The organism is Streptomyces sp. 840.1 (assembly GCF_003751445.1).
GTDB lineage: Bacteria > Actinomycetota > Actinomycetes > Streptomycetales > Streptomycetaceae > Streptomyces.
In genome coordinates this window covers 5,175,062-5,194,500 of record NZ_RJUU01000001.1, presented here as the reverse complement: position 1 = coordinate 5,194,500, position 19,439 = coordinate 5,175,062, and the positions used below count along the sequence as shown (strand labels likewise).

The 19,439-nt window shown below is 69.4% G+C and carries 25 protein-coding genes; 5 read left to right on the top strand and 20 right to left on the bottom strand.

The window, feature by feature from the left end; translation table 11 throughout:
• Positions 1-160: 160 nt before the first annotated feature.
• A complete protein-coding gene (locus tag EDD93_RS23770) occupies positions 161-274 on the bottom strand; it encodes a lasso RiPP family leader peptide-containing protein (RefSeq protein WP_123527077.1) in 114 nt (37 codons plus the stop codon).
• A 467-nt stretch (positions 275-741) separates the two neighbouring features.
• Here EDD93_RS23770 and EDD93_RS23765 point away from each other — a divergent pair, with 467 nt between their 5' ends.
• On the top strand, positions 742-1,719 hold the full coding sequence (locus EDD93_RS23765; RefSeq protein WP_260255833.1) for a twin-arginine translocation signal domain-containing protein: 978 nt from the start codon (positions 742-744) through the stop codon (positions 1,717-1,719).
• A 117-nt stretch (positions 1,720-1,836) separates the two neighbouring features.
• On the opposite strand, the gene EDD93_RS23760 is transcribed toward EDD93_RS23765, so the two are convergent.
• The 19 genes from EDD93_RS23760 to EDD93_RS23675 all read right to left on the bottom strand — a co-directional run bounded on the left by EDD93_RS23760 (position 1,837) and on the right by EDD93_RS23675 (position 15,239).
• Positions 1,837-2,847 (bottom strand): SpaA isopeptide-forming pilin-related protein, encoded by a 1,011-nt coding sequence (locus EDD93_RS23760; protein ID WP_123527075.1) that lies wholly within the window; start codon positions 2,845-2,847, stop codon positions 1,837-1,839.
• 49 nt (positions 2,848-2,896) lie between these two features.
• A complete protein-coding gene (locus EDD93_RS39440; RefSeq protein ID WP_148083891.1) occupies positions 2,897-3,208 on the bottom strand; it encodes a hypothetical protein in 312 nt (103 codons plus the stop codon).
• A gap of 212 nt (positions 3,209-3,420) precedes the next feature.
• Positions 3,421-3,897: a hypothetical protein gene (locus EDD93_RS23755; RefSeq protein WP_123527074.1), complete on the bottom strand. Its 477-nt coding sequence runs from the start codon at positions 3,895-3,897 to the stop codon at positions 3,421-3,423.
• Positions 3,898-3,928: 31 nt separating this feature from the next.
• Positions 3,929-4,813: a DUF317 domain-containing protein gene (locus tag EDD93_RS23750; RefSeq protein WP_123527073.1), complete on the bottom strand. Its 885-nt coding sequence runs from the start codon at positions 4,811-4,813 to the stop codon at positions 3,929-3,931.
• Positions 4,814-4,855: 42 nt separating this feature from the next.
• Positions 4,856-6,079 (bottom strand): ATP-grasp domain-containing protein, encoded by a 1,224-nt coding sequence (locus EDD93_RS23745; protein ID WP_260255832.1) that lies wholly within the window; start codon positions 6,077-6,079, stop codon positions 4,856-4,858.
• 54 nt (positions 6,080-6,133) lie between these two features.
• Positions 6,134-6,472, bottom strand: coding sequence for a hypothetical protein (locus EDD93_RS23740; RefSeq protein ID WP_123527072.1), 339 nt, complete (start codon positions 6,470-6,472; stop codon positions 6,134-6,136).
• A 40-nt stretch (positions 6,473-6,512) separates the two neighbouring features.
• Positions 6,513-7,754, bottom strand: a complete 1,242-nt coding sequence (locus tag EDD93_RS23735; RefSeq protein ID WP_260255831.1) for an MFS transporter — start codon at positions 7,752-7,754, stop codon at positions 6,513-6,515.
• Positions 7,751-8,266 (bottom strand): hypothetical protein, encoded by a 516-nt coding sequence (locus tag EDD93_RS23730; RefSeq protein ID WP_123527071.1) that lies wholly within the window; start codon positions 8,264-8,266, stop codon positions 7,751-7,753. Before EDD93_RS23730 ends, EDD93_RS23735 begins: the two co-directional genes overlap by 4 nt.
• A complete protein-coding gene (locus tag EDD93_RS23725; RefSeq protein WP_123527070.1) occupies positions 8,263-9,156 on the bottom strand; it encodes a helix-turn-helix domain-containing protein in 894 nt (297 codons plus the stop codon). Before EDD93_RS23725 ends, EDD93_RS23730 begins: the two co-directional genes overlap by 4 nt.
• A 30-nt stretch (positions 9,157-9,186) precedes the next feature.
• Positions 9,187-9,606, bottom strand: coding sequence for a hypothetical protein (locus tag EDD93_RS23720; protein WP_123527069.1), 420 nt, complete (start codon positions 9,604-9,606; stop codon positions 9,187-9,189).
• Between the two features lie 12 nt (positions 9,607-9,618).
• Positions 9,619-10,047: a hypothetical protein gene (locus tag EDD93_RS23715; protein WP_123527068.1), complete on the bottom strand. Its 429-nt coding sequence runs from the start codon at positions 10,045-10,047 to the stop codon at positions 9,619-9,621.
• Entirely contained in the window at positions 10,044-10,502 is a 459-nt protein-coding gene (locus EDD93_RS23710) for a hypothetical protein (protein WP_123527067.1), read from the bottom strand. Before EDD93_RS23710 ends, EDD93_RS23715 begins: the two co-directional genes overlap by 4 nt.
• A 60-nt stretch (positions 10,503-10,562) precedes the next feature.
• Positions 10,563-10,910, bottom strand: coding sequence for an SH3 domain-containing protein (locus tag EDD93_RS23705; protein WP_123527066.1), 348 nt, complete (start codon positions 10,908-10,910; stop codon positions 10,563-10,565).
• Positions 10,911-11,105: 195 nt separating this feature from the next.
• On the bottom strand, positions 11,106-11,825 hold the full coding sequence (locus EDD93_RS23700) for a hypothetical protein (RefSeq protein ID WP_260255830.1): 720 nt from the start codon (positions 11,823-11,825) through the stop codon (positions 11,106-11,108).
• Positions 11,826-11,968: 143 nt separating this feature from the next.
• Positions 11,969-12,430, bottom strand: a complete 462-nt coding sequence (locus tag EDD93_RS23695) for a GNAT family N-acetyltransferase (RefSeq protein ID WP_123527065.1) — start codon at positions 12,428-12,430, stop codon at positions 11,969-11,971.
• 38 nt (positions 12,431-12,468) lie between these two features.
• On the bottom strand, positions 12,469-13,173 hold the full coding sequence (locus tag EDD93_RS23690; protein WP_123527064.1) for a DUF3631 domain-containing protein: 705 nt from the start codon (positions 13,171-13,173) through the stop codon (positions 12,469-12,471).
• On the bottom strand, positions 13,170-13,655 hold the full coding sequence (locus tag EDD93_RS23685; RefSeq protein ID WP_123527063.1) for a hypothetical protein: 486 nt from the start codon (positions 13,653-13,655) through the stop codon (positions 13,170-13,172). Before EDD93_RS23685 ends, EDD93_RS23690 begins: the two co-directional genes overlap by 4 nt.
• The gene (locus tag EDD93_RS23680; RefSeq protein ID WP_123527062.1) at positions 13,652-14,311 is read right to left on the bottom strand and encodes a DUF4913 domain-containing protein; all 660 of its coding nucleotides are present in this window, start codon (positions 14,309-14,311) and stop codon (positions 13,652-13,654) included. Before EDD93_RS23680 ends, EDD93_RS23685 begins: the two co-directional genes overlap by 4 nt.
• A gap of 172 nt (positions 14,312-14,483) precedes the next feature.
• Positions 14,484-15,239: a site-specific DNA-methyltransferase gene (locus EDD93_RS23675; protein WP_123527061.1), complete on the bottom strand. Its 756-nt coding sequence runs from the start codon at positions 15,237-15,239 to the stop codon at positions 14,484-14,486.
• Positions 15,240-15,763: 524 nt separating this feature from the next.
• Between EDD93_RS23675 and EDD93_RS23670 the strand changes: the two genes are divergently transcribed.
• The 4 genes from EDD93_RS23670 (at position 15,764) to EDD93_RS23655 (ending at position 19,433) form a co-directional block, all read left to right on the top strand.
• Positions 15,764-16,888: a C40 family peptidase gene (locus EDD93_RS23670; protein WP_123527060.1), complete on the top strand. Its 1,125-nt coding sequence runs from the start codon at positions 15,764-15,766 to the stop codon at positions 16,886-16,888.
• A 140-nt stretch (positions 16,889-17,028) separates the two neighbouring features.
• Positions 17,029-17,346 (top strand): DUF6112 family protein, encoded by a 318-nt coding sequence (locus EDD93_RS23665; RefSeq protein WP_123527059.1) that lies wholly within the window; start codon positions 17,029-17,031, stop codon positions 17,344-17,346.
• Positions 17,346-18,026 carry a hypothetical protein gene (locus tag EDD93_RS23660; RefSeq protein WP_123527058.1) on the top strand — a complete coding sequence of 227 codons (681 nt, stop codon included), beginning with the start codon at positions 17,346-17,348 and terminating at the stop codon, positions 18,024-18,026. Before EDD93_RS23665 ends, EDD93_RS23660 begins: the two co-directional genes overlap by 1 nt.
• A 36-nt stretch (positions 18,027-18,062) precedes the next feature.
• A complete protein-coding gene (locus EDD93_RS23655) occupies positions 18,063-19,433 on the top strand; it encodes an ATP-binding protein (protein ID WP_123527057.1) in 1,371 nt (456 codons plus the stop codon).
• Positions 19,434-19,439 lie beyond the last annotated feature (6 nt).

Sequence of the window (19,439 nt, the reverse complement as noted above, 5' to 3'; positions counted from 1 at the left end):
GCCACCCCAACCCGGCCGCCGCCGTGGTTCCCATGATGAACCGCATCACCGTCCTCCTCCCTACTCGTGCTCGACAAAGGGAAGCGCCCAGCACGCACGGCCGATGGCCGTTCGTCCTGGGCGCCCCGTCAGGTCAGCAGGCCCGCGTCAGGCCGCCGGATTAGCTCCAGTACTGGGTGTCGTCGGCGTTGTCGTTGCCCGCGGAGCCGAGCGTCACCTCGACGACGGTGCCGAGCTCGCTGACAGCGGGGGTGGAGTAGGTCTGCTCGTCCATGATTTTTCCCTTCGACTGCCTTATGGAAATGGCCGGTTGGCCCCGCCCGGCTCTCACAGGGCGGTGGTCACATTCAACGGCCGATCAGATCTGGTCGGGAGTGCCGGAAAGGGGTGCCAATTCCTTGCTGGGGTGCCAGGTTGGGACCGGAAGGGGTGCCAAATACGCACCGACATTGACCGCATAGGGAAGGGCCGTCGATGGTGACTCCAGACGGGATCGGTCAGTTACTCCGCGAGGTGCGCGAGAGGGCCGGACGGTCGCGGACCGAGCAGGCCAGACGCCTCACTGCTGCTGGCCGCCACTGCACCGAGGAGAACGTGAAGCGGTGGGAGGTGGAGATGAGGCTCCCGTCTCCGGTGTGGTACCCCGCGATCGTGTCGGTTTACGGGCTCGGGGAAGAACAGGTAAGAGGTGCCGTCGCTGCTTCGCGCTGGTACCGCAAGCAGACGAAGGAGAGTGAGGATGTGGAGCGCAGGAAGTTCCTGGGCGGGGCGGCCGCCACCGTAGGCGCCGTGGCCTTGCCCGGCATCGCCCAGGCTCGCGAGCACATCGACAGCGCCCTGGCACCCACCGGTGAGGCCGACGTCGCCTACTTCGAGGGCGTTTTCGAGCGGCACCGAGGCGGCTATGCCGGCCGGACCCCCGATGCCGTGCTCGGCCTGATGGAGCAGGATCTCGAAGAACTGTCCGTCGCGCTGAGCCGTACGAGGCACGCGGGTGACCGGGGCGATTTAGTCCGTGCCGCTGCTGGGATCACTGGGCTCGTCGCGATCATCCAGCACGATCGCGGTGACCGGGCTGACGCGCACCGGTGGTTCGCCATCGCCGGGAAAGTCGCCCGTGAATCCGGCGACGGCCGTACCCTCTCCTGGGTCCTCGCCCGCCGAGCAATGGTGCCCCTCAACTACGGTGCCCCCCGCCAGGCCGCCGAGTACGCGCAGGCCGCTTGCCAGGCCGCAGGCCGCACCCCGACCGGAGCCGCCGCCCTGGCCAGCGCCGTGCACGCTCGCGCGCTCGCCGCCCTTGGCGACGCCGACGGCGCACGCAAGGCCATCGCCAGCACTGAGTCCCTACTCCAGAGGATCGACGGCGACGAGACCGCCGACACCTGGTTCGGCTACCCCGGGCAGAAGCACCACGTTCACCTTTCCCAGGTGCACACCCTCCTCGGCGACACGAAAGCCGCCTACCGCCACCAGGACGCCGCCATCGCCCTCACCCACTCCCCGTCGGTGATGACCCGTGCTCTCCTCGCCCTGGACACCGCCGCATGCCTGCGCACTGACGGCGACCACCGCGAGGCGGCCAGCATGGCTGCCGGGGTGTGGGGCCGTCTTCCCGTTGAGCATCGCAGCGGGCTCATCCGAGCCCGCGCGACCGTTCTCCTCGACCGCCTCGACGGGCCTGCCCACGAACACCTCCGGGAAGCTCTGAGCAGCTAGGACCTGTCTTGCCGGTCATGTGGCTGTCCCGTTCCTGGGGCGTTGTCGTGGATATGGGGCAAGGCCCCCAGAATCATGATGACTCTGGGGGCCTTCAGGGTACGGGTGTGGCAGAGGTTAGTTCTCGTCGGTGAAGTCGTCCGTACGACGTCGGCGGACTGCGAAAAGGGCGCCTCCGCCGGCGGCGATCAGCACTCCGGCACCACCGATCAGCCAGGGGGTGGCGTCCGCGCCGGTGTGCGCGAGCGAGCCCGCAGGGGTGGGAGCTGCGGTGCTCGACGCGGTCTCGTCGGTGGTTGGGGTGTCCGTGGCCGAGGTCGAAGCAGTCGGGGTCGGGGTGTTCTCGTCCTTGCCGGACTTGTCCGGGGTGGGCCGGTCGCTCGGCTTGTCGGTGGGCTTCTCCTTGGGCGACGGGGTGGTAGCTGCCTTGGCGTTGGTGACGGTCACCGTCACGGGGTCGCCCGGCTTGGCCTTGAACGCCTTCGACGGCTTGTAGATCTCGTAGCCGGCGGGCGCCTTGACTTGCTTGACCCAGAAGTCGCTGCTGGCACGGGAATTGAGGGGCAGCTTGCCACTTGCCGTGCCGTTGGAACCGGTGGTCAGCGTCAGGAGCGTCTTGTCGCCACTGCCGATGTTGACCGTGGAACCGGGCAGCAGCTTGCCGGTCTTGTCGTCCTTGGCCTTCAGCAGGACCGAGGCGTCCTTGAACGGATCCACGATCGTCAGCGGCGTGTAAGCGCCGGGAGTGATGATCACGTCCTGGTCGTCGACAGTGTCATGCAACGGGCTGCCGCTGGAGGTCTCCTTGAGGCGGTAGACGCCGGGAGCGAGGTCTTTCAGGGCGAGCTGCCCCTGGGCGTTGGTCTTGCCGCTGGCGGCCTCCTTTCCTGCGGAGTCGAAGAGAGTGAAGGCCACCCCGGCGAGGACGTCACCTCCGGGGTCCTTTTTCAGGATGGCCACGCCGCCGGACTCCGTCTCGGCCGCGTTCCTCGGAGTCGAGGACGTGGAAGTGGACGGGGTGGGATCGGGGCTCTGGGCCGAGGCGGTAGGCGCCCAGGCCAGGCTGCCGGTCACCGTGGCGGCGACGGCGACAGCGGCTGGAAGGGTGCGAACGGAGCGGATGCGCAAGAAGGGACTCTCCAAGGGAACACGTGTGGTTGACGGAGCAGGGGGTGATTCAGCGGGAGCGGCCGGGCACCGGACGCGGGGGTGCTGTTGCTGGAACGGCCGGCGAACGGGAAGGCGCAGTGATTGCGTATCTACGGGCTGCGGCACGGACGAGCTGCTGTTGCTGCGGTACGGGCAGCTGCTCGATGCCGGACACGCCCTGGGCGATGGCCAGACCGAAGGGGGAGCCGGCGTCCAGGCCGGCGGCCTGCACGATCTGTGCAGCGGCCTCGGCTTCGACTAGGACGCCGTAGGCGCTGGGGACGCCGAGCATGTGCTCGGCGTGGTCGCGGGCACCGCCGAGGACTTCGGTAAGCGGCACGTCGTCATCGTTCAGACAGTCCTCGACGATGTCTAGGAGGGTCAGCGTCGCGCTGTGCAGCCGGTCACGGAAGGCAGGGTCGGTGATCCAGAATCCGTTCGGACCCGACGGCGGAGGCGGGCCAGAGACCGCAGCGGTCGGCGGCGGTGGCTGTCGGGGCGAGGGGAACCATCGAGGCGGGGACATCCGGAACTCCGTGGTGAGGTGGGTGGTTAGCGGCTACGGGGCGAAAGCCTGGTGGTGGGTGTGGGCTGGGCGACCGGTCGGGCTGACGGTCGGGACACGGCAGGCTGCGGGAACCAGACGTGGGCGTACTGCTCGATCGCGGTGCGCAGCCCCGTGCCGTCCGCGCCGTGCCACGGCGGCTGGCTGCTGTTGGCGTGCCAGTCGCGGATGACGGCGTAGCCGTCGCGACCGGCCACGAGGTCGCGGGCGGCGTCGCGGCGTTCGAAGGTACCGTGCTCGGCGAAGCGAAGGATCGCGGTGTCGAGGACTCCCTGCTCGGGGTGGAAGACGCGCAGGCGCAGTCCGTCGTACTCGCCGTGGCGGATGGTCGGGGTGAAGTCGATCCGCAGCCGAAGCAACGAGTTCGGCTGCGGGATTGTGTACAAGGCGTCGCCGACGATGGCGTACTGGTAGAAGGACATTTCGAGGACGTCATCGAAGAACTGCTGTGCGTGAAGGGGCACATGACCTCACAGGCAACGGGGGGCTGGCAGGTCAGCGGCGCGGCCTGGAGGGACGCGCGGGCACGGTCGCCGACGGGGTCGTCGTGGTGCTCCAGCGCGGGACGCTGCGCGTGGTCAGCGCGGGACGCCGTCTCGGCGCGGTGCGGTGGACGTCAAGAGGTGTGGGCACCGGGGGCGGCGGTGGCGTGACGGGCACGAGCTGGGCGTGATCACGCAGTCCGCGCGACAGGAAGTCCTTCCAGCGCGGCAGCGGCGCGGGGTCGGACACGCTCTGGGTGATGGCCTTCACCAGCGGGGTCGGGGTGTTGGTGGAGGCGGTGGCGTACCAGCGGGCGTATCCGTTCTTCGGGCCGCCCCACATGTACCAGCGGGCCTGCAGCGTGGTGAGTTCCTTCTCCGCGTCGAGCCGGCCGGTGGTGTACTCCAGGCCGGCCATCCCGTCCGGGGTCTGTAGTCCCAACACGCCCCACCGCAGATGCTGGGCCTTCCAGCCTCGGTTGATGAGAGGGGCTAGCGCGTTGAAGGCGTCGAGTTCGGGATCCGTAGGGTCGGGTCGGGCGAGGTAGTGCTCGGGCCCGTCCTGGTATGCCTGGGCCAGGGCCGTGGTGAAGGCGGCGACGAATTCATTGGGGCAGGCGTCGTTGAAGCTGACTCCCCAGGCGGGCGGCCCGAAGCGGTCCACATAGGCGTTGATCCGCCATAGTCCGTCGTCGTCGCCTTCGGGCAGGAAGCCGAGGCGGACCTTGTGGTCGGGGGCGTTGAGATGGGTGTTGCCGAGGTCGTCGTGGGTCAGCGCCCAGCCGAGCTGCATCAGGGGCTCAAGACCTGGGTCGTCGATGGCGGAGGATCCAGCCAGGTAGCGGGGGAAGACGTAGACGTCGCCGTCGATGTCGATGTCGATTTCGGGATCGGTCAATTGGACATCCGGGAGGGTCGCGGCGGGCGCGTGGCGAGGGCTCTAGGCGGGGGTGACCTGGACGGCCAGGTTCCGGTACGCCTCGGTGGAGCGGGCTTGCGCGATTGCGGCGCTGGCTCCGGTGGTGATCAGGTAGCCGATGCGGGCGGTGAACATGTCGCCGCCGTCCTGCGGCAGGACGAGGCGGTCGCCGACTTCACGCTGGAAGCTGATGCGCTCAAGCCAGGGGACGATTTCGTCGAGGCGGCGCTCGGTGAGGGTGCCGGAGTAGGCGGGGTAGACCAGCCGGATCGCCGCTGCCCGACTGCGTGTCGAGGTGAGATCGGGAGTCAGTCCGCAGGCGACGTCGGCGGCGGCGCGGGGCAGGTCGACGCCGGTGGCCAGGCTGACGAGGTGGCCGATCATGTCGCCGCCGATGCGTGCGTTGACCTCGACCAGGCGTGGGTGCCCGTTCACCAGGCGCATCTCGACGTGCTGGACGCCGTCGGTGATGCCGAGTGCCTTGACCGCTGCTGCGGCGACGGGGGCGACCTGGGTGAGCAGTGGGTCGGCCGCGTCCACGCAGTGGGCGACCTCTTCGAAGAACGGCGGGTCGCCGAGGGTCTTGCGGGTGACGGCGACGGCGGTGGTGTGGCCGCGGTGCGTGACGCACTCTACGCTCACCTCCGGACCGTCCAGGTACTCCTCCACCAGGACGTCGGTGCTTTCGATTCCCTCACGCGCTCCGGCCGAGGCGAACTCGAAGCCGGCTGGCAGTTCCTCCGCGCGGTTCACACGAATGACGCCGATGCTGGCGGCACGGGCCGCGGGCTTGAGGACGATGGGGTAGCCGATGGTCTCGGCGGCAAGCGCGGCTTCCAGCAGTGTGCGGGCGGTCATGGAGGAGGCCGAGGGTACCCCGTGACGGGCGAACAAGGTCCGGGCAGTGGCCTTATTGCGGGCCGCCTCCATCGCCTCCGGGCTGCTCGTGGGCAGGCCGAGTCGGCGTGCGAGGCGGGCGGTCTGGGTGAGGTACCACTCGGTCCACGTCGCCACGCCGGCCAGCTGGTGGCGGTCGGCCAGGGCCCGGCCGGCCTGGGCGAGCGCCTCGGCGTCGTCGGGGTCGGCGATCTCGAAGTCGCTGATGAATTCCCGTTCCCACGTGGGCTCGCCGGGAGTGATCAGCACGATGTTGTAGGAGGCGGCAACACTTTCGAGACAGTAGCCGCGGTACGCCTGCGCCTCCGGACCGGAGGTCGTCACGACGAGGATGGTGCGAGAGGACAAGGGCACTCCAAGGTGGTCTGGCTGAGACGTAGTTAAGAGATGACGGGCAGGGGATCAGGGGGTGCGGCGGCGGCGCAGCTCGAAGGCGGCAGCCCAGTGGGGGTGGTCCTCGATCAACTTGCGGGCGTACAAGGCCGTGTAGTTGTTGTTGAGGCCGCGCACGCCCTGGGGCAGCCGCCACCGCAGTTCTTCGAAGAGGCCCTTGAGCCCGATGCGGGTGGCCCCGGCGGCTATCCGCTCGGCGGTCAGCCGCTCCAGGGCCCGGTAGACGTAGGGGTGCTCGGAGTCGTAGGCCAGGAACTGGTCGGTGAGCGTGGGCCGGGAGCCGGCGCGGAGCGAGGGACGAAACACCGGCAGTACGGCCTGGGTTGCCGTCGCGTCGGTCGTGGGCATCGAATGGATCTCCAAAGTGAACGGTGGGGCGGCCGGCAAGTCAGGCGAGAGAGGCGCGCAGGCCGGGAAGGGTGCGCAGACGCGCGAAGGCGATGAACAGGCCCAGGGCCTGCAGAACGGCGCAGCCGGTGATCACGTGGCCGAGCAGGGTGGGCGGCACAGCGGCAATGAGAATTCCGGCCACCGGAAAGGGCAGCAGGAGTACGAGGATCGTCAGCGAGAGGGTGCTGCCGAACACCTCGGCCGGGATGAGGTGGGAGCGCAGGGTGCGCAGCACGACGGTCATGCCGCCCTCGCTGGCCATGAGCACCGCGATCAGCACGAGGTACGCGGTGTAGGTGTGGGTCAGCGAGACGGCCAGGCAGGCACAGGCGGCGATGGAGGCAGAGAGTGCGCCGACCGGCCACAGGCCCCACCGGTCGATGGCGCGTCGGCAGACGGCGACCGTGACCAGTGTTGCTGCGGCGGCAACGGACCAGATCACACCCACGTCCGCGCTGGAGTGTCCGAGCTGTTTGACCACGATCACCGGGGCCGCTGCCTGGAGGAGGCCCACAGCCAGGTTCGACAGGGTCAGCCCGGTGATCAGCCAGGCCAGCGCGGGGAGCGACTTTAGCGTGGTCCAGCCGGTGTGGAGCCCCTTGACGATGGGCTCCGGGTCGGCGGTGCGCTGCCGGACGGGTTCCCCGGGGGCGAACGCGCAGGCGAGGACGGAGAAGGCGGCGATCGTGGTGAGCATCCCGGATGCCCCGGCCTGCTCCAAGAGCAGTCCGGCGAGTGCGGGGCCAGCCAGGGAGCCGCCCTGGTCGATGCCGAGCAGTACGGACTGCACGCGGTGTGCGCGCTCGCCGGCCGCCCGGCTGGCCACGCCGCCCGCAGTTTCGGCGGCGATGTAGGAGAACTCTGTGAGCACGCCGGTGGAGGCGGCGAGTGCCATGACGGTGATGGTGGTACTGAGACCGCCCTGCAGTTCGGGCAGGGCTAGCGCGGCGGCCAGGACGACGGCTGCTCGCGTCGCGGAGGCGAGGCGGAAGACGCGGGTGGTGCCGTAGCGGTCGGTCATCGCCCCGGCGAGGGCGAAGGCGCCGAGGCGCGGGATCCACTCCAGCGCGAACGCGAGGCCGGTCAGTGCGGCGGAGTTGGTGGTGGCGAGCACCAGCAGGGGGATGCCGTACGTGCTCATGGCCAGCGCGCCGGCATCCATGCTGCGTGGCAGGTAGATGCCGCGCAGCAGGGTGGGGACCGGGCGGCTGGCATGCCGCGGTCCGAAACGGGTCTTCACGCAGCGTGCCCGCCTTCCGCCGACTCATGAGGGGAGCGGGCGTCGGCGTGGTGCAGGGCGAGGGGGTTGGACTGAAGCCAGTCGGTCAGGGCTCTCCGCGGTGCCGACGGCTCCGGCGTCGACCCGCTCGGGTGCGGGTCGCGGCTGTGCAGCTGGAGGGTGTGCTGGACCCGTGTGACGAAGTCGGACGTGGTGTCGGGGAAATGGCGGGCGCGGGCCCAGCGGGCCGCGGTGTCGTAGACCTCGGCGAGGGCCTCGCCGCTCTCGGTGAGCCGGTAGCGGTCGGGGGTCGTTTCGTCGGAGTGGACCAGGTCGAGGGCACGGGCGGTGTCGGTCGCGTGGCGCAGTTGCCCGGGAGTGAGGTCGCCGAAGGCGCCTTGCAGGCTGCCGCGCCGGTGGCTGATGGGACCGTTGTCGTCGATCTCGGTGACCAGGCGTATCAGGCCCGGCAGGGTGAGGGTCCGAATCGCGCGGCGTTCGTGCAGGAGGTTGTCGGGCAGGGCGCGGGTCATCGGCGCGGGCCTCCTGTCGGGGAGACCGGCCGGGCGGGTATCTGGTGGGAGAAGAGGTCGCCCGCTTTCCATGTCGGGCCGTTCGGGGCCGTGGTGGTCAGGGCGGGGCCGGCGGACCGTACTGCGGGTGCCGCAGGTGTCGGACGCCGCGACGGAGTGGTCGCCCAGGGGCCGGAACGGTTCTGCGACGGGGCCGGGCCCTGCCCCCGAGACCGACGGGTATCAGTCTCGGCGGACGGGGCGGCGGCCCAGGCGGAGATCGCCTGGAAGACGGGGGAAAGTGCCCGGCCGCTGGCGGACAGCTGGTAGTCGCCGGAGCCGCTGGCCGTGATGAGGCCATCGGCGGCCAGGCGCTCCAGCGGCTTGTAGACGGCGGTCAGCCCGTAGCCGGGCATGGCTTCGGCGGCCAGGGCCTTGGCGGTCGCGCTGCCCCTGGCCTGCAGGGACCACAGGATCGGGGTGGCGTGGCGCGGCGCGATCAGGGCGAGCGCATCGTCGATGTTCTGGGCCGGCGGAATCCGCTCGGACTCCATCTCGCCGGTGGTCTTGTTGGCGACCAGGTCCTTCTCCAGATACGTGTCGCCCCAGGACGCGATCGTGGCGAGGACCGGCATCAGCGCGGCGCCACGGCTGGTGAGGCCGTAGGTGACGTGGCGCGGGGCGTACTCCGTGCGCTCGACCGCGCCGGCGCTGGTGAGGTGGCGCAGCCGGGGGTGGAGCTGGCCGTCCGCGAGCCACGGGAGCCGGGGCTTGATCTCGGCGTAGCGCAGCGTCTGCGAGGAGAGGGTCATCAGCACCCACACGCTCCAGCGCGGGGCGAGGAGATCCAGGGTCTTGGTGACGCCGGAGAGGTCGTGCAATGCGGAGGGGGGCGGCGCGGTGGTGGCCAAGGAAAGGGCTCCTCAAGCGGTACGAGTGGATCAACGGGTGCGGGAGGTGGCGGCCGTCGGGGCCGCGGACACGGGGGGAGCCGGGGGTTGGGTGTCCGGTGCAGTGGTGCGGCGCAGGCCACCCAGGACCGCGCCGGTGCTCTTGGCGTAGGCGTCGCGGGTGGCGACGGACTCCGCGATACGGCGGGCGCAGTCGAGGATGTGACCGGCGTCGAACCGGCCGATCTCCCTTTCGGGGGACGTGAGTTCGCGCAGGCGTTCCAGCTGGAAGGCAATGTTGCGTTCGGCGAAGGCCAGGGCGCTGTGGTTGCCGGTCAGGGCGGCGAGCAGGGTGCTCTCGGGTACGTCGGCGAGTGCTTCGAGTTCAGCGAGCGGCTGTCCGTACAGCGCCTCGATGCGCTGGGCGACGGTCTGGGAATCGGTGTGGGCAGGGTTGTCTGGCTGTGGCAATCGGCTTGGCTTTCAGGGGCGTTGGGCCCGCACCGCCCCGGCTCGGAGTCCGGCCGGGGTAGGCGGTGCTGTGGCGGCGACATTGGGTCGCAGTCCGGCCCGCGGAACGTTCGGGTGGCTCGGCGGCGGCATGGTGAGGAGCAGCTCGTCGAGCGCGGAATCGTAGAGGTCGCAACTGGCCACAGCGGCCTCGATCCACTGGTCGTGACGGTTCAAGTCATCGCCAGACAGCTCGCCCATCTGGCTGTCGGACTCGACAATGTTGTGCACCCGCTCCAGATGCTCTTCGGCGACGGTGAGGAAGCTCCGCAGCTCCAGCGCGCACTGGAGCACGGCATTCGCCTCACCGCGGGCGGCCTGCGCGTACAGCGCGGCTACTTCGGCGCCGAACGCCTCCTGCAGTACCGCATCGCGGGTGGTCGACCTATCGATGCTGCTCACCGTGCTGCCCCTCTCGCTGTCGTGTTCCGCGCGCTGGGCACCGTGGGCGGGGAGGTGGGCAAGGCCGGAGCACGGCGGGTGGCGGGGGACGCGCCACGCCACGCGCCGGGGCCTCGCTTGCCAGGTGCGTTGGGATCGAGGAGGTAGTTCACGACCACGGCGCGGCCGTCGCGGGAGGCGACAGCGCAGTTGACCTGGTGGGCCAACTCCATGACCGGATCGTCGAGTACGTCGGCCGGCTGGGTGCCCAGCGCCTCGACGAGCGCGTCCTCCGCGGTGTCGAGTGCCTGCTGCGTCTCGGTGAGCAGGCCGTGCCAGTGCACGATGGTGGTGGCCTCGGGGTTGGCCTGCGGTGCCGCCTGAACCGCCCTGCGCAGGTCGGCGAGCGGCATCTGGAATCGGTCCTCGATGCGCTCGGTGAGGACGCCCATCACGTCCTCGCTGATGTCGGGCACAGCGTGGCTCCCTTCATGTCGAGGAATCCGGTACAGAATTGGAAACTGGGGCGTGGCGGGTTAGTCCAGGCACATATAGACGGTCCGGTAGACGTACGTGCCGGACACCCAGCCCGCTACACCGGTCTTCTTGTCCGTGATGTGGACCCACGAGCCGGTCTTGGTCTTCTTGTGGACGGTGAACTTGTGGCGCCGGTAGAGAACTCCGACGGCGGTCGAATTCGACGACGCCTTCGAGCGGATGGTGACCGCGCTAGTCCCGTGCATCTCGTAAGGGCCTGTCTTGTGACACGAGGTGGAGACAGCGACGGTGCCTGGAACTGCGGCGTGGGCGGCCGTAGCGGTGACGGCGGGCAGCGCTACGGCCGCACAGACCGCTGCGGCAGTGGCAACGCGATGAATGCGCACGAGGTTGTCCTAACTGGCGATGGAGCGGGAATGCGGAAATGGCCCCAGGCGGAGGCCGTACGGGCTGAGAACAAGAGTCCGCAGAATCCCCGGTTTCGGTAACCGGGGATTGCGTGCTATGTTCCGCGCCGCCTCACACGGGTTTCACGGCATTCCGCCGGCCTAGAAGAGAGAAAAGTGTGTGTTGGCGGGAGTTCAGCGGCTCTGTCCGCGCGGCGGTGCGGGGCGGGTCGGCACGCCGGGGGCCGCAACTGTGGTGTGCCGGGCCGCAGGTGATGCCGCGGGTAGCGGCGGCTTTTCACCGCTCCAGTACGCTTCCCACCACTGGGTGGCGGCCTCGAACGTCTGGAAGCCGCCTTCGCGCAGCGTGTGTGTCCATGCGTCGTTGTCGACCTCTTCCAGCAGCACGCGGAAGGGTGGCGCCGCCTTCTCGTCGAGGGCCCGCAGTAGCACGGTGGTCTCGATCGGCTCGCTGTCGGACGTGTAGCTGGTGATCAGCGCGAAGTGGTCGCCGTCACGGCGCAGACGCTTCTCCAGAGCGCGGGTGGCGTCGTTCGCGGGGGCGGTGCCCATACCGTCGGGCAGGAGTACCTCCTCCTCGGGGCAGCCGCGGGCGACGAGCCAGGACTGCGCCATGGACGGAAGCGGCAGCATCTCGCTGGCGAAGCGGAAGGTGTGGGTCTCCGGGTCACGCTTGAGGTGCAGGGCGGCGATCTGCGGTTCCCCGGGGATTCCCCAGGTGACGGCCCCGTTGTGCATGACGAAGAAGCTATGCCTGGCGTCGGCACTGTGGTGTTCGGCGAGCACGGTCAGCTGGTCCTGCTCGATGCCGATACGCAGCCAGAACTGGTCGGAGACATGGCTGTTGACGGGTTCGTATCCGTCGAGACGGAAGTCGGGTTCGTAGTTGGGCATCGCGGCTTTCGTTCGATGACGCCTGGGCGCCGTGCGCGTGGCGCGGGGCGCCGTTCAGCGGCGGGGATGGGAAACGGCGGGAAAGGCCGGGGGCAGAGGTGTTGCGGGCACGGTGCCGGGTGGGCCGGCGCGGCGGGGAACGGTCAGGGCGGAGGGATTTCTGGACCGGGAGCGGACGCGTCCAGAGCGACGCGGACCTCGACGTACGCGCCGTCGCGGGTGTGCCGGGCCGGGCCCAGCCTGTTCATGAGGCGGAGCATGGCCGTGTTGGATGCCTGCGTGAACGCAGTGAGGGTGTGCGCTCCGCGTGCGCGGGCGACGGCTGACGCCTGCCAGGCGAGGGCCGTGCCGATGCCCTGGCGGTGGTGGTCGTCGGCGACTTGCAGTCCCAGGTCGGCGACGCCTGGCTCCCGGCTGACGGGCCCGACGCAGACGAGGGCCAGTGGCCGCCCGTCAGCGCCGAGTCCGATCCAGCATCTCGCCTGGTCGAGCAGCCGTGCCAGGTCACGCGGCAGGAGGCTGGTTCGGCCCCAGCGGCGCAGCAGGTGTGCCTCGGAGCACTGCGCGTGGAAGGCGGCGACCAGGTCCCCGTCCGCCGCCGTCACCAGGCGGGTCTGCGCAAGGGCGGGGTGCGTCAGCGGGGTCAGCCCGCGAGGGCGGCCAGCAGGTCCGCGTGCCGGAACGCCCGGTAGCGACTGCCGTCGGCCGCCCGCGGCCTGTGGGACTGGACGCCGTAGGAACGTCGCAGGATCAGGGACAGCCGCAACGCGTTGAGGTCGGCGTAGCGCCAGCGCGTATCGGCGTGACCGGGCAGTTCACGCAGGCGTTCGACCAGTTCCGCGGAGCTGACGTACTCCGGGGCGTCGTGGGCGTCGAAGACATCGAGGCAGGCGTGGACGATGGTCTCCGGGCGGCTGGGACAGGACAGGAATTCCTCGACCGCCTCCTCGGGGAGGTCGTCGAAGTCGTCCATGCCCTCGAGGTGCTCGAAGTCGTCGAAGTCCTCGAAGTCCGGGTCGAAGTCGGGCTCCTCGTCCTCCGGCGGGTTGTACTCACCCGGCGGTTCGGGCTCGAAGGCGAGGGCGCAGCAGCAGGAGGTGGACAGCAGTGCGCTCAGCTCGGCACCCGCTGCCATGCGCTCGACGAGCAGGTCGGTCAGCGTGTCCAGCTGCTCGCCGGCGCTGACCCCGGGCAGGTCTGCGGCGGCCAGCTCGGCGAGCTGACGGTCGAGGTCCTGGGTTTCGACGAACAGGTCGAGGATGGCGCGGTGGTGCGGGTTCTCGGTGATCTCGGTCGGCGCCAGTACGGCGGCGGCAACCTGGTCGATCAGGGTGGGGAACTGCGTCAACGAACGGGGCCCTTCATGGTTGGGGAGGCGGGTCGGGGAAGGCCGGGCATCGCATGGGGCGGCGGACCGGGCTTGGGTATGGGCTGGCGCGTGGTCAGCTGCGGTGAGCGGGTGCGAGCGGCGTGGGTGCGCTCTCCGAGCGGGTGCCGCCTGATGCCGAGGCGGGCACGGGCGGTGTCGTACACGTCGTGTGCCTCGCGCGGACGTACCGCCACGACGTGGATCTCGGTGGTGTGGGTGGAGTTCGCGGGCGCCGGCCGTTGGGCGTAGACGATGCGCCAGGCGTTGCGGTGATCGATGTAGACCTTGCGGCATCCGACAAGGTCGCGGGTGAGCTTGGTGCCGGAGAGACGTGCGTTGACCACGTCCTGGAGCTGGGCGAGGGCCAGGTCCCGGATGTCGCTGGGGGCTTGGAGGAGGTCGGTCAAGGCGCGAGGGTCGAAGGAGAGACCGAAGGCCGGCCGGTCCTCGTGGCCCGTCATCCGTCGGCCTGGCCGGGCTCGCTGTTCTCCTCGGGCTCTTCGGCCGTGGCGGTGGTCCGGTTCGAGGGCGGCGGGCCGGGCAGCAGGCGGTGCGAGGACCGGTCCGGGTCGGTCATGCACGCGGACAGCGGGCCTCCGGCCGCTCGCACGGTGGCCATGGCGTGCGTGAGGAAGTCCCGGTGCCAGACGAACAGACCGGCCGGACCCGCCTCCGGATCCGTGTGCTGCTGGTAAGCCAGCCAGAGGGCATGGAGCCAGGCGACCACATCCGCGTGTTCCTGCCACTGTTCGCACCACGGCGCGGCGGTCGTGACCTCCGCCCCGTAGACCCGGACGAGGAAGTCATCCACCCAGTCGGACAGGGAGTCCAGTTCGTCCTCGTACTCCTCGCCCTCCAGTTCAAGGATCGGGCGGGCCTCGGGCGGGGCTGCCGGAGACGGCAGGCCCCCGAACCCTGACATGCCCGGCATCCCGAAGGCGCCGAACGGCAAGTCCGCAGGAGGTGGCTCGGAGGCGAGGCTGTCGAGCTGGCGGGCCTGCTCCGCGGACTGATCCAACAGTTTGCGGACGCTCGCCTCGATGCTTTCCAGCTCGGAGTCCGGAAGCCGGACCGGTTCCGTCTCCCCGTCGTCCGGGGGATTTATGGATTCAGGCACGAAAAGGGGCCTCCTTGAGCCGCAGCCATAGGGCGTGAATTACGGCTCCTACCATCCTGAGAATCCCCGGTTTCGGTAACCGGGACTTGGCTGCTATAACGCTGCGCGCGGCACGAGCGGGCGCATACAGAGCACACTCCGAGCCGCGCCACGACGCGCAGCAGACGATGCCTCAGACCGTGAGGGTCAAGTCATCCTGGGTGAGGCTCTGCTGCAGTGCTTCGGTCAACCGGTCGGCAGCGATCTCGGCGTACGTCTGGCTCTTCTCGACACCGATGAAGTCACGGCCCTCCAGCAGGGCCGCGACTCCGGTCGAGCCGGATCCGCAGGTGAAGTCCAGCACCGTGCCACCCGGCGGAGCGATTTGCACCAGCTCACGCATGACGGAGACGGGCTTCTGCGTGATGTGCTGCCGTGCCTTGCCGCTGGGCTGCGAAGCACTGTAGAGGCCGGGCAGGTAGACGGGGTTACGGGCCGCGTCGATCGGCCCGTTGCTGGCCCAGATGATGAATTCACAGTTCTGGGTGAAGCGCCCCTTCTGCGGCCTGGCCTGCGGCTTGTGCCAGGCGAGCACCCCACGCCAGAGCCAGCCGGCGGCCTGGATGGCGTCCGTGGTGATGGGGAGCTGTCGCCAGTCAGTGAAGAGGAGGGCGGTCCCGCCGACCTTGGTGAGCCGGTGCGCCTCAGTCATGATCTGGGTCAGCCAGAAGCCGTAGCTCCTCTGGTCCATGTTTTCGCCTGTGAAGTCAGGCAGTTCGTGCCCGGCGTCGGCGGAGGTGTACTTCTGCTTCGCGGACCGGCTCGTGCGCTCCTTCGCCGTCCGCCCGCCGCTGTTGTACGGCGGATCGGTGATGACGGAGTCGACACAGTTGTCCGGCAGCTCGGCGAGGACGCCGAGTGCGTCGCCCTGGTGCAGGGAAAAAGGCAAAGAGGTACCCCAATTCGGTTCGGGAGGCGGGGGGATAGACGCTCCGGCTCGCCTGGATGAGACCCATTGGACCGAATGCGGGCAAGAAGGCTCCGCGGTCCGCGCAGCGGGGAGGCGAGGGGAGGAGCCAAAACTGTAGGGCACGATCCCCGGTTGAGCGCTATCGACGCCGAAAACCCCAGAATGGGGCCTTGATCAGAGACGATTTCGGCAACCGGGGATCCGCCCCTACTGTTTTGGAACTGCCCGACGAACACCGTCGATGGCACATCCCCGTCCCTGCCTTCACGGAGATTTCCCATGTCCTGGCACACCTGACCCGACGCCCCGTGCCGGTGCGAGCGGCAACTCGCACCCATGCACCCGGGCCCCGACCTACCCACCACCCCGGCCGTCGCGCCTTTCCTCAACGACGCACGCGCCGCCGGGACCTTACCAAGGACCACGCTTGTGACATCGCTCTACCCTCCCCTGCCCGCCCCCCGTCCACCGGCCACTGACCGTCTGCCGGGAGGCAGGCCGGATTGAAGGGCATAGTCGCCGGCATCGGCGTCGTCTTCCTATCCCCCCTACTGCTCTCCGGCACCGCCATGATGATGGCGTCCTCCAGCGAAGCCGCGACCACCGCTTCATTCAGCGGATGCCTGACCGGCCTCGACACCGCCGAGGTGACCAAGGAAGTCACCAAAATCCTCGACGGTGCCTCCGGCAAGGACATCCACATCCAGGGCCTGGACCTTCCGGCCGAGCAGATCCCCAACGCCCAGACCATCGTGGCCACCGGCCTGAGCCTCGACGTGCCTGCGAAGGGCCAGATCGTCGCCATCGCCACCGCGATTCAGGAGTCGCGGCTGCGCAACCTCAGCTCCGGAGACCACGATTCCCTCGGTCTCTTCCAGCAGCGCCCCAGCCAGGGGTGGGGCACCGCGCAGCAGATCCGTGACCCGGTGTACGCGTCCGAGCAGTTCTACAAGCATCTGCTCAAGGTCAACGGCTGGCAGCAGATGAACGTCACCCAGGCCGCGCAGGCCGTGCAGCGCTCCGGCTACCCGGACGCGTACGCACAGTGGGAGGACCTCGCCACCGCGCTGCAAAAGGCCATCGCCAAGACGTTCCCGAACGCCGGCAAGGACGAGCCCGCCAAGGACAAGGACACGGAGCCGGCGTCCGGCGCCGGCAGCTGCACACCGGGCAAGGACGGTACGTCCTTCGGGCGGATCCCCGAGGGCAAGGTGCCGAAGGGATACAAGATCCCCAAGGACGCCGACCCCAAGGCTCGCGCGGCCATCGAATGGGCCATGCACCAGCTCGGCACGCTCTACCAGTGGGGCGGGTCCTGCACCGACGCCCACGGCCCCGACCCGATGAAGCGCTGCGACTGCAGCTCGCTGATGCAGCAGGCGTACGCGCATGCCGACGTCAAGCTCACCCGCACCACGTACACGCAGGTCAACGAGGGTAAAGCCGTCTCGGCGAAGAACCTCAAGCCCGGAGACCTGATCTTCAGCCGCGGTACCGCCGCCCGGCCCGAGCATGTCGGGATGTACATGGGCGAGGGCCTCGTCATCGAGGCACCACGCACATCAAAGCCCACCCGGATCACTGCGATCAAGGACTGGGACATCCTCGCCGCGCGCCGCGTCCTCTGACGCCGCATGCCGCCCAGGCACAACCCGGGCGGCCCCGAGCCGGGCCCTCCTCTCGCGGCCCGCGCGCCACTCCCCCCTTCGCTCATCTCTCTCCGCCGGCCTCTGCCCGGCCCGCGCCCGCAAGGAGCCCTGCCATACCCATACCCATACCTCTTGCAGACCGCGCCGTCGTCTTCCTCGCCTACGACCCAGGCATCTCCCCCAAGGGCGGCGGCCTCCCCGGCCTGGCCGTGCTGAAGAACGTCGTCAACTCGATCAATCTCTTCGGCATCGTGGCCGTCGTCGGCGCTCTGGCCGTGTCCCTCGGCGTGTGGGCCTGGGGCCACCACACCGGTGGCCACCAGGCCGAGGCCAACGGAAAGAAAGGTGCGACCGTGGCCGCCGGCGCCGCGCTCGGCCTCGGCGCCGCCAACGGAATCGTGGCGTTCTTCAGCAACCTGGGGTCGCAGATCCACTGATGCAGAAACGATTCCCCTCCCTGCCCGGGTACGGCGTGACCTGGTCGGCCAATAAGCGCGTCACGATCGTCGCCCTGTTCATCACCGCGCTGCTCATCATCGCCGCCACCACCGCCTGGTTCACCGGCCGCAGCGAGCACGACCAGAACACCGACGCACCGTCCCCGTCGAGCAGTTCCTCACCCTCCGAGGCCACCCCGGAACCCGCGACCGGGTCAGGTTCGGTGCCCAAGCCACCGCAGATCAGCGAACCGGTCGCCTTCGCCAAGGCGGCAGCGGCGATGCTCTGGTCGTACGACACCCGCGACACCGACCGTGACCAGCAGCTCGCGGGCATGGGAGCGTGGATGACCAAGGAGACCACGTACGCCGACTGGGCGTCCGTCTCCGGCCAGGTACCCGACCCACTGCTGTGGTCACGCATGGCCGACCAGAACCAGCACGCCACCGGCACGGTCACCGAAGGCCACTACCCCAGCGCGTTCAAGCAGGCGCTCGCCGAGAACCCCTCCGCGATCACCGAGGCGTACATCTACGTGGTCACCGTCAACGGGCGCCAGCAGATCGAATGGAAGAAGGGCGGCGGCGGAGCCGAGGAACGCGCCGCGACCCTCGCCGTGCAGTGCCGGCCCAACCACGACTGCCGTCTGGCCGGCCTCGCGCCCGGCCTCACGCAGTGACCCACTCCCGCCAATAGATAAGGAATACGACTTCCCTTGGGTTTCTGTGACTTCCCCCTCGCAGACAAAGTGTGCGCTGCCGGTGACGCCGTCGACTTCGCGAGCAACCCCGTCAAAGCCGTCGGCGACTGGATGGCCAAGAGCACCGGCGAACTCGCAGCGGTAGCTGCCGACCTCGCGGCCAAGGCTGTCAACGCCACCACCAAGGTGGACCTGAACGCCAGCTGGTTCCGCGACAACTACGAGATGCTGCTGCCAATCGGCCTGGTCGTCCTGGTCGGGACGTTCTGCGCGCAGCTCATCCGAGCCGCCGTCAAACGCGACGGCCAGGCTCTGACCCAGGCGTTCACCGGCACCATATCCGGCGTCTTGTTCGCGTTTTGCGCCATCGCCCTGACCACCGTCGCCATCGAAGTCGTCGACGCCCTGAGCGCCGGCCTGTTCGCAACATCGCACCTGACCATCGAAACAGCCGTCCGCCGCATCGTGAAGGTGTCGCAGATCGGCGCCCTATCCGGTCTGGGCTGGCTGGTCGCAGTGTTCGCCGGGCTCGGCGCCGCCTGTGGAGCCTTCCTCTACTGGTGCGTCATGATGGTCAGAAAGGTGGGCATTCTGGTCATGGTCACGCTCGCGATCTTCGCTGGCGCGGGTGGCGGCTGGGAGGTTACCCGCCGGTGGCGCCGCGGCTGGATCGAAGCCACCGCCACCCTCGTCGTCAGCAAGCTGCTGATGACCATCATCTTCGTGCTCGGCATCGCCGCCATGGGCAAGACCGAGGCCAAGGACGGCCTCGGAGCGCTCGCCGACGTCATGGCGGGCATCGTGATCATGGTTCTGGTCCTCCTCTGCCCGTACGCAACATTCAAATTTGTGCACTGGGCATCCGAGGGCGCGGACGGAGAATCGATTCACCGTGCTGGTGGCGCCGGCGCTCAGCTCGCCCGGCAGCACGCCGAAAAGGCGGGCCGCAAGGCCGCTGCCGCTGCGGCCACCGCCGGAACGGGCGGAGCGGCAGCAGGAGCGGGCGGCGCCCCGCAGGGCCCCGATGCCGCCGGAGGCGGCGGGTTCCCGGGCGACATCGCCGCCAACCCCACCGGAGGCGACAGCGGCAAGGAAGGCCAAGGCTCTCAGGGTTCTTCCGGGGCCGAAGGGCTCAAGAACGGCGTGGAGAAGGCCGTCCAGCCACCCCCGACCAGTCCCAGCGACGACACCAGCGGTCAGGTAGGCGGCGCCCCCGGAGGGGGCAACGGTTCCGGATCGCCCTCCGGAACCGGAGGCAGCGGCTTCATGTCGCAGCCCGGTGCCGGCGCATCCTCGCCCCCGCCCCAGGGCGCTCCTCCGGCACCGGACTCAGGCAGTACCTCCAGCGGGACCGGCGCGCCGCCGCCCCCGCCCACCGGCCTGTAGCCCCTG

Bases quoted from the DNA above. Each gene is read 5' to 3' on its own strand.
- EDD93_RS23770 (WP_123527077.1), bottom strand. From the start codon at position 274: ATGGACGAGCAGACCTACTCCACCCCCGCTGTCAGCGAGCTCGGCACC.
- EDD93_RS23740 (WP_123527072.1), bottom strand. From the start codon at position 6,472: ATGCCCACGACCGACGCGACGGCAACCCAGGCCGTACTGCCGGTGTTT.
- EDD93_RS23730 (WP_123527071.1), bottom strand. From the start codon at position 8,266: ATGACCCGCGCCCTGCCCGACAACCTCCTGCACGAACGCCGCGCGATT.
- EDD93_RS23700 (WP_260255830.1), bottom strand. From the start codon at position 11,825: ATGCCCAACTACGAACCCGACTTCCGTCTCGACGGATACGAACCCGTC.
- EDD93_RS23685 (WP_123527063.1), bottom strand. From the start codon at position 13,655: ATGACGGGCCACGAGGACCGGCCGGCCTTCGGTCTCTCCTTCGACCCT.
- EDD93_RS23660 (WP_123527058.1), top strand. From the start codon at position 17,346: ATGCAGAAACGATTCCCCTCCCTGCCCGGGTACGGCGTGACCTGGTCG.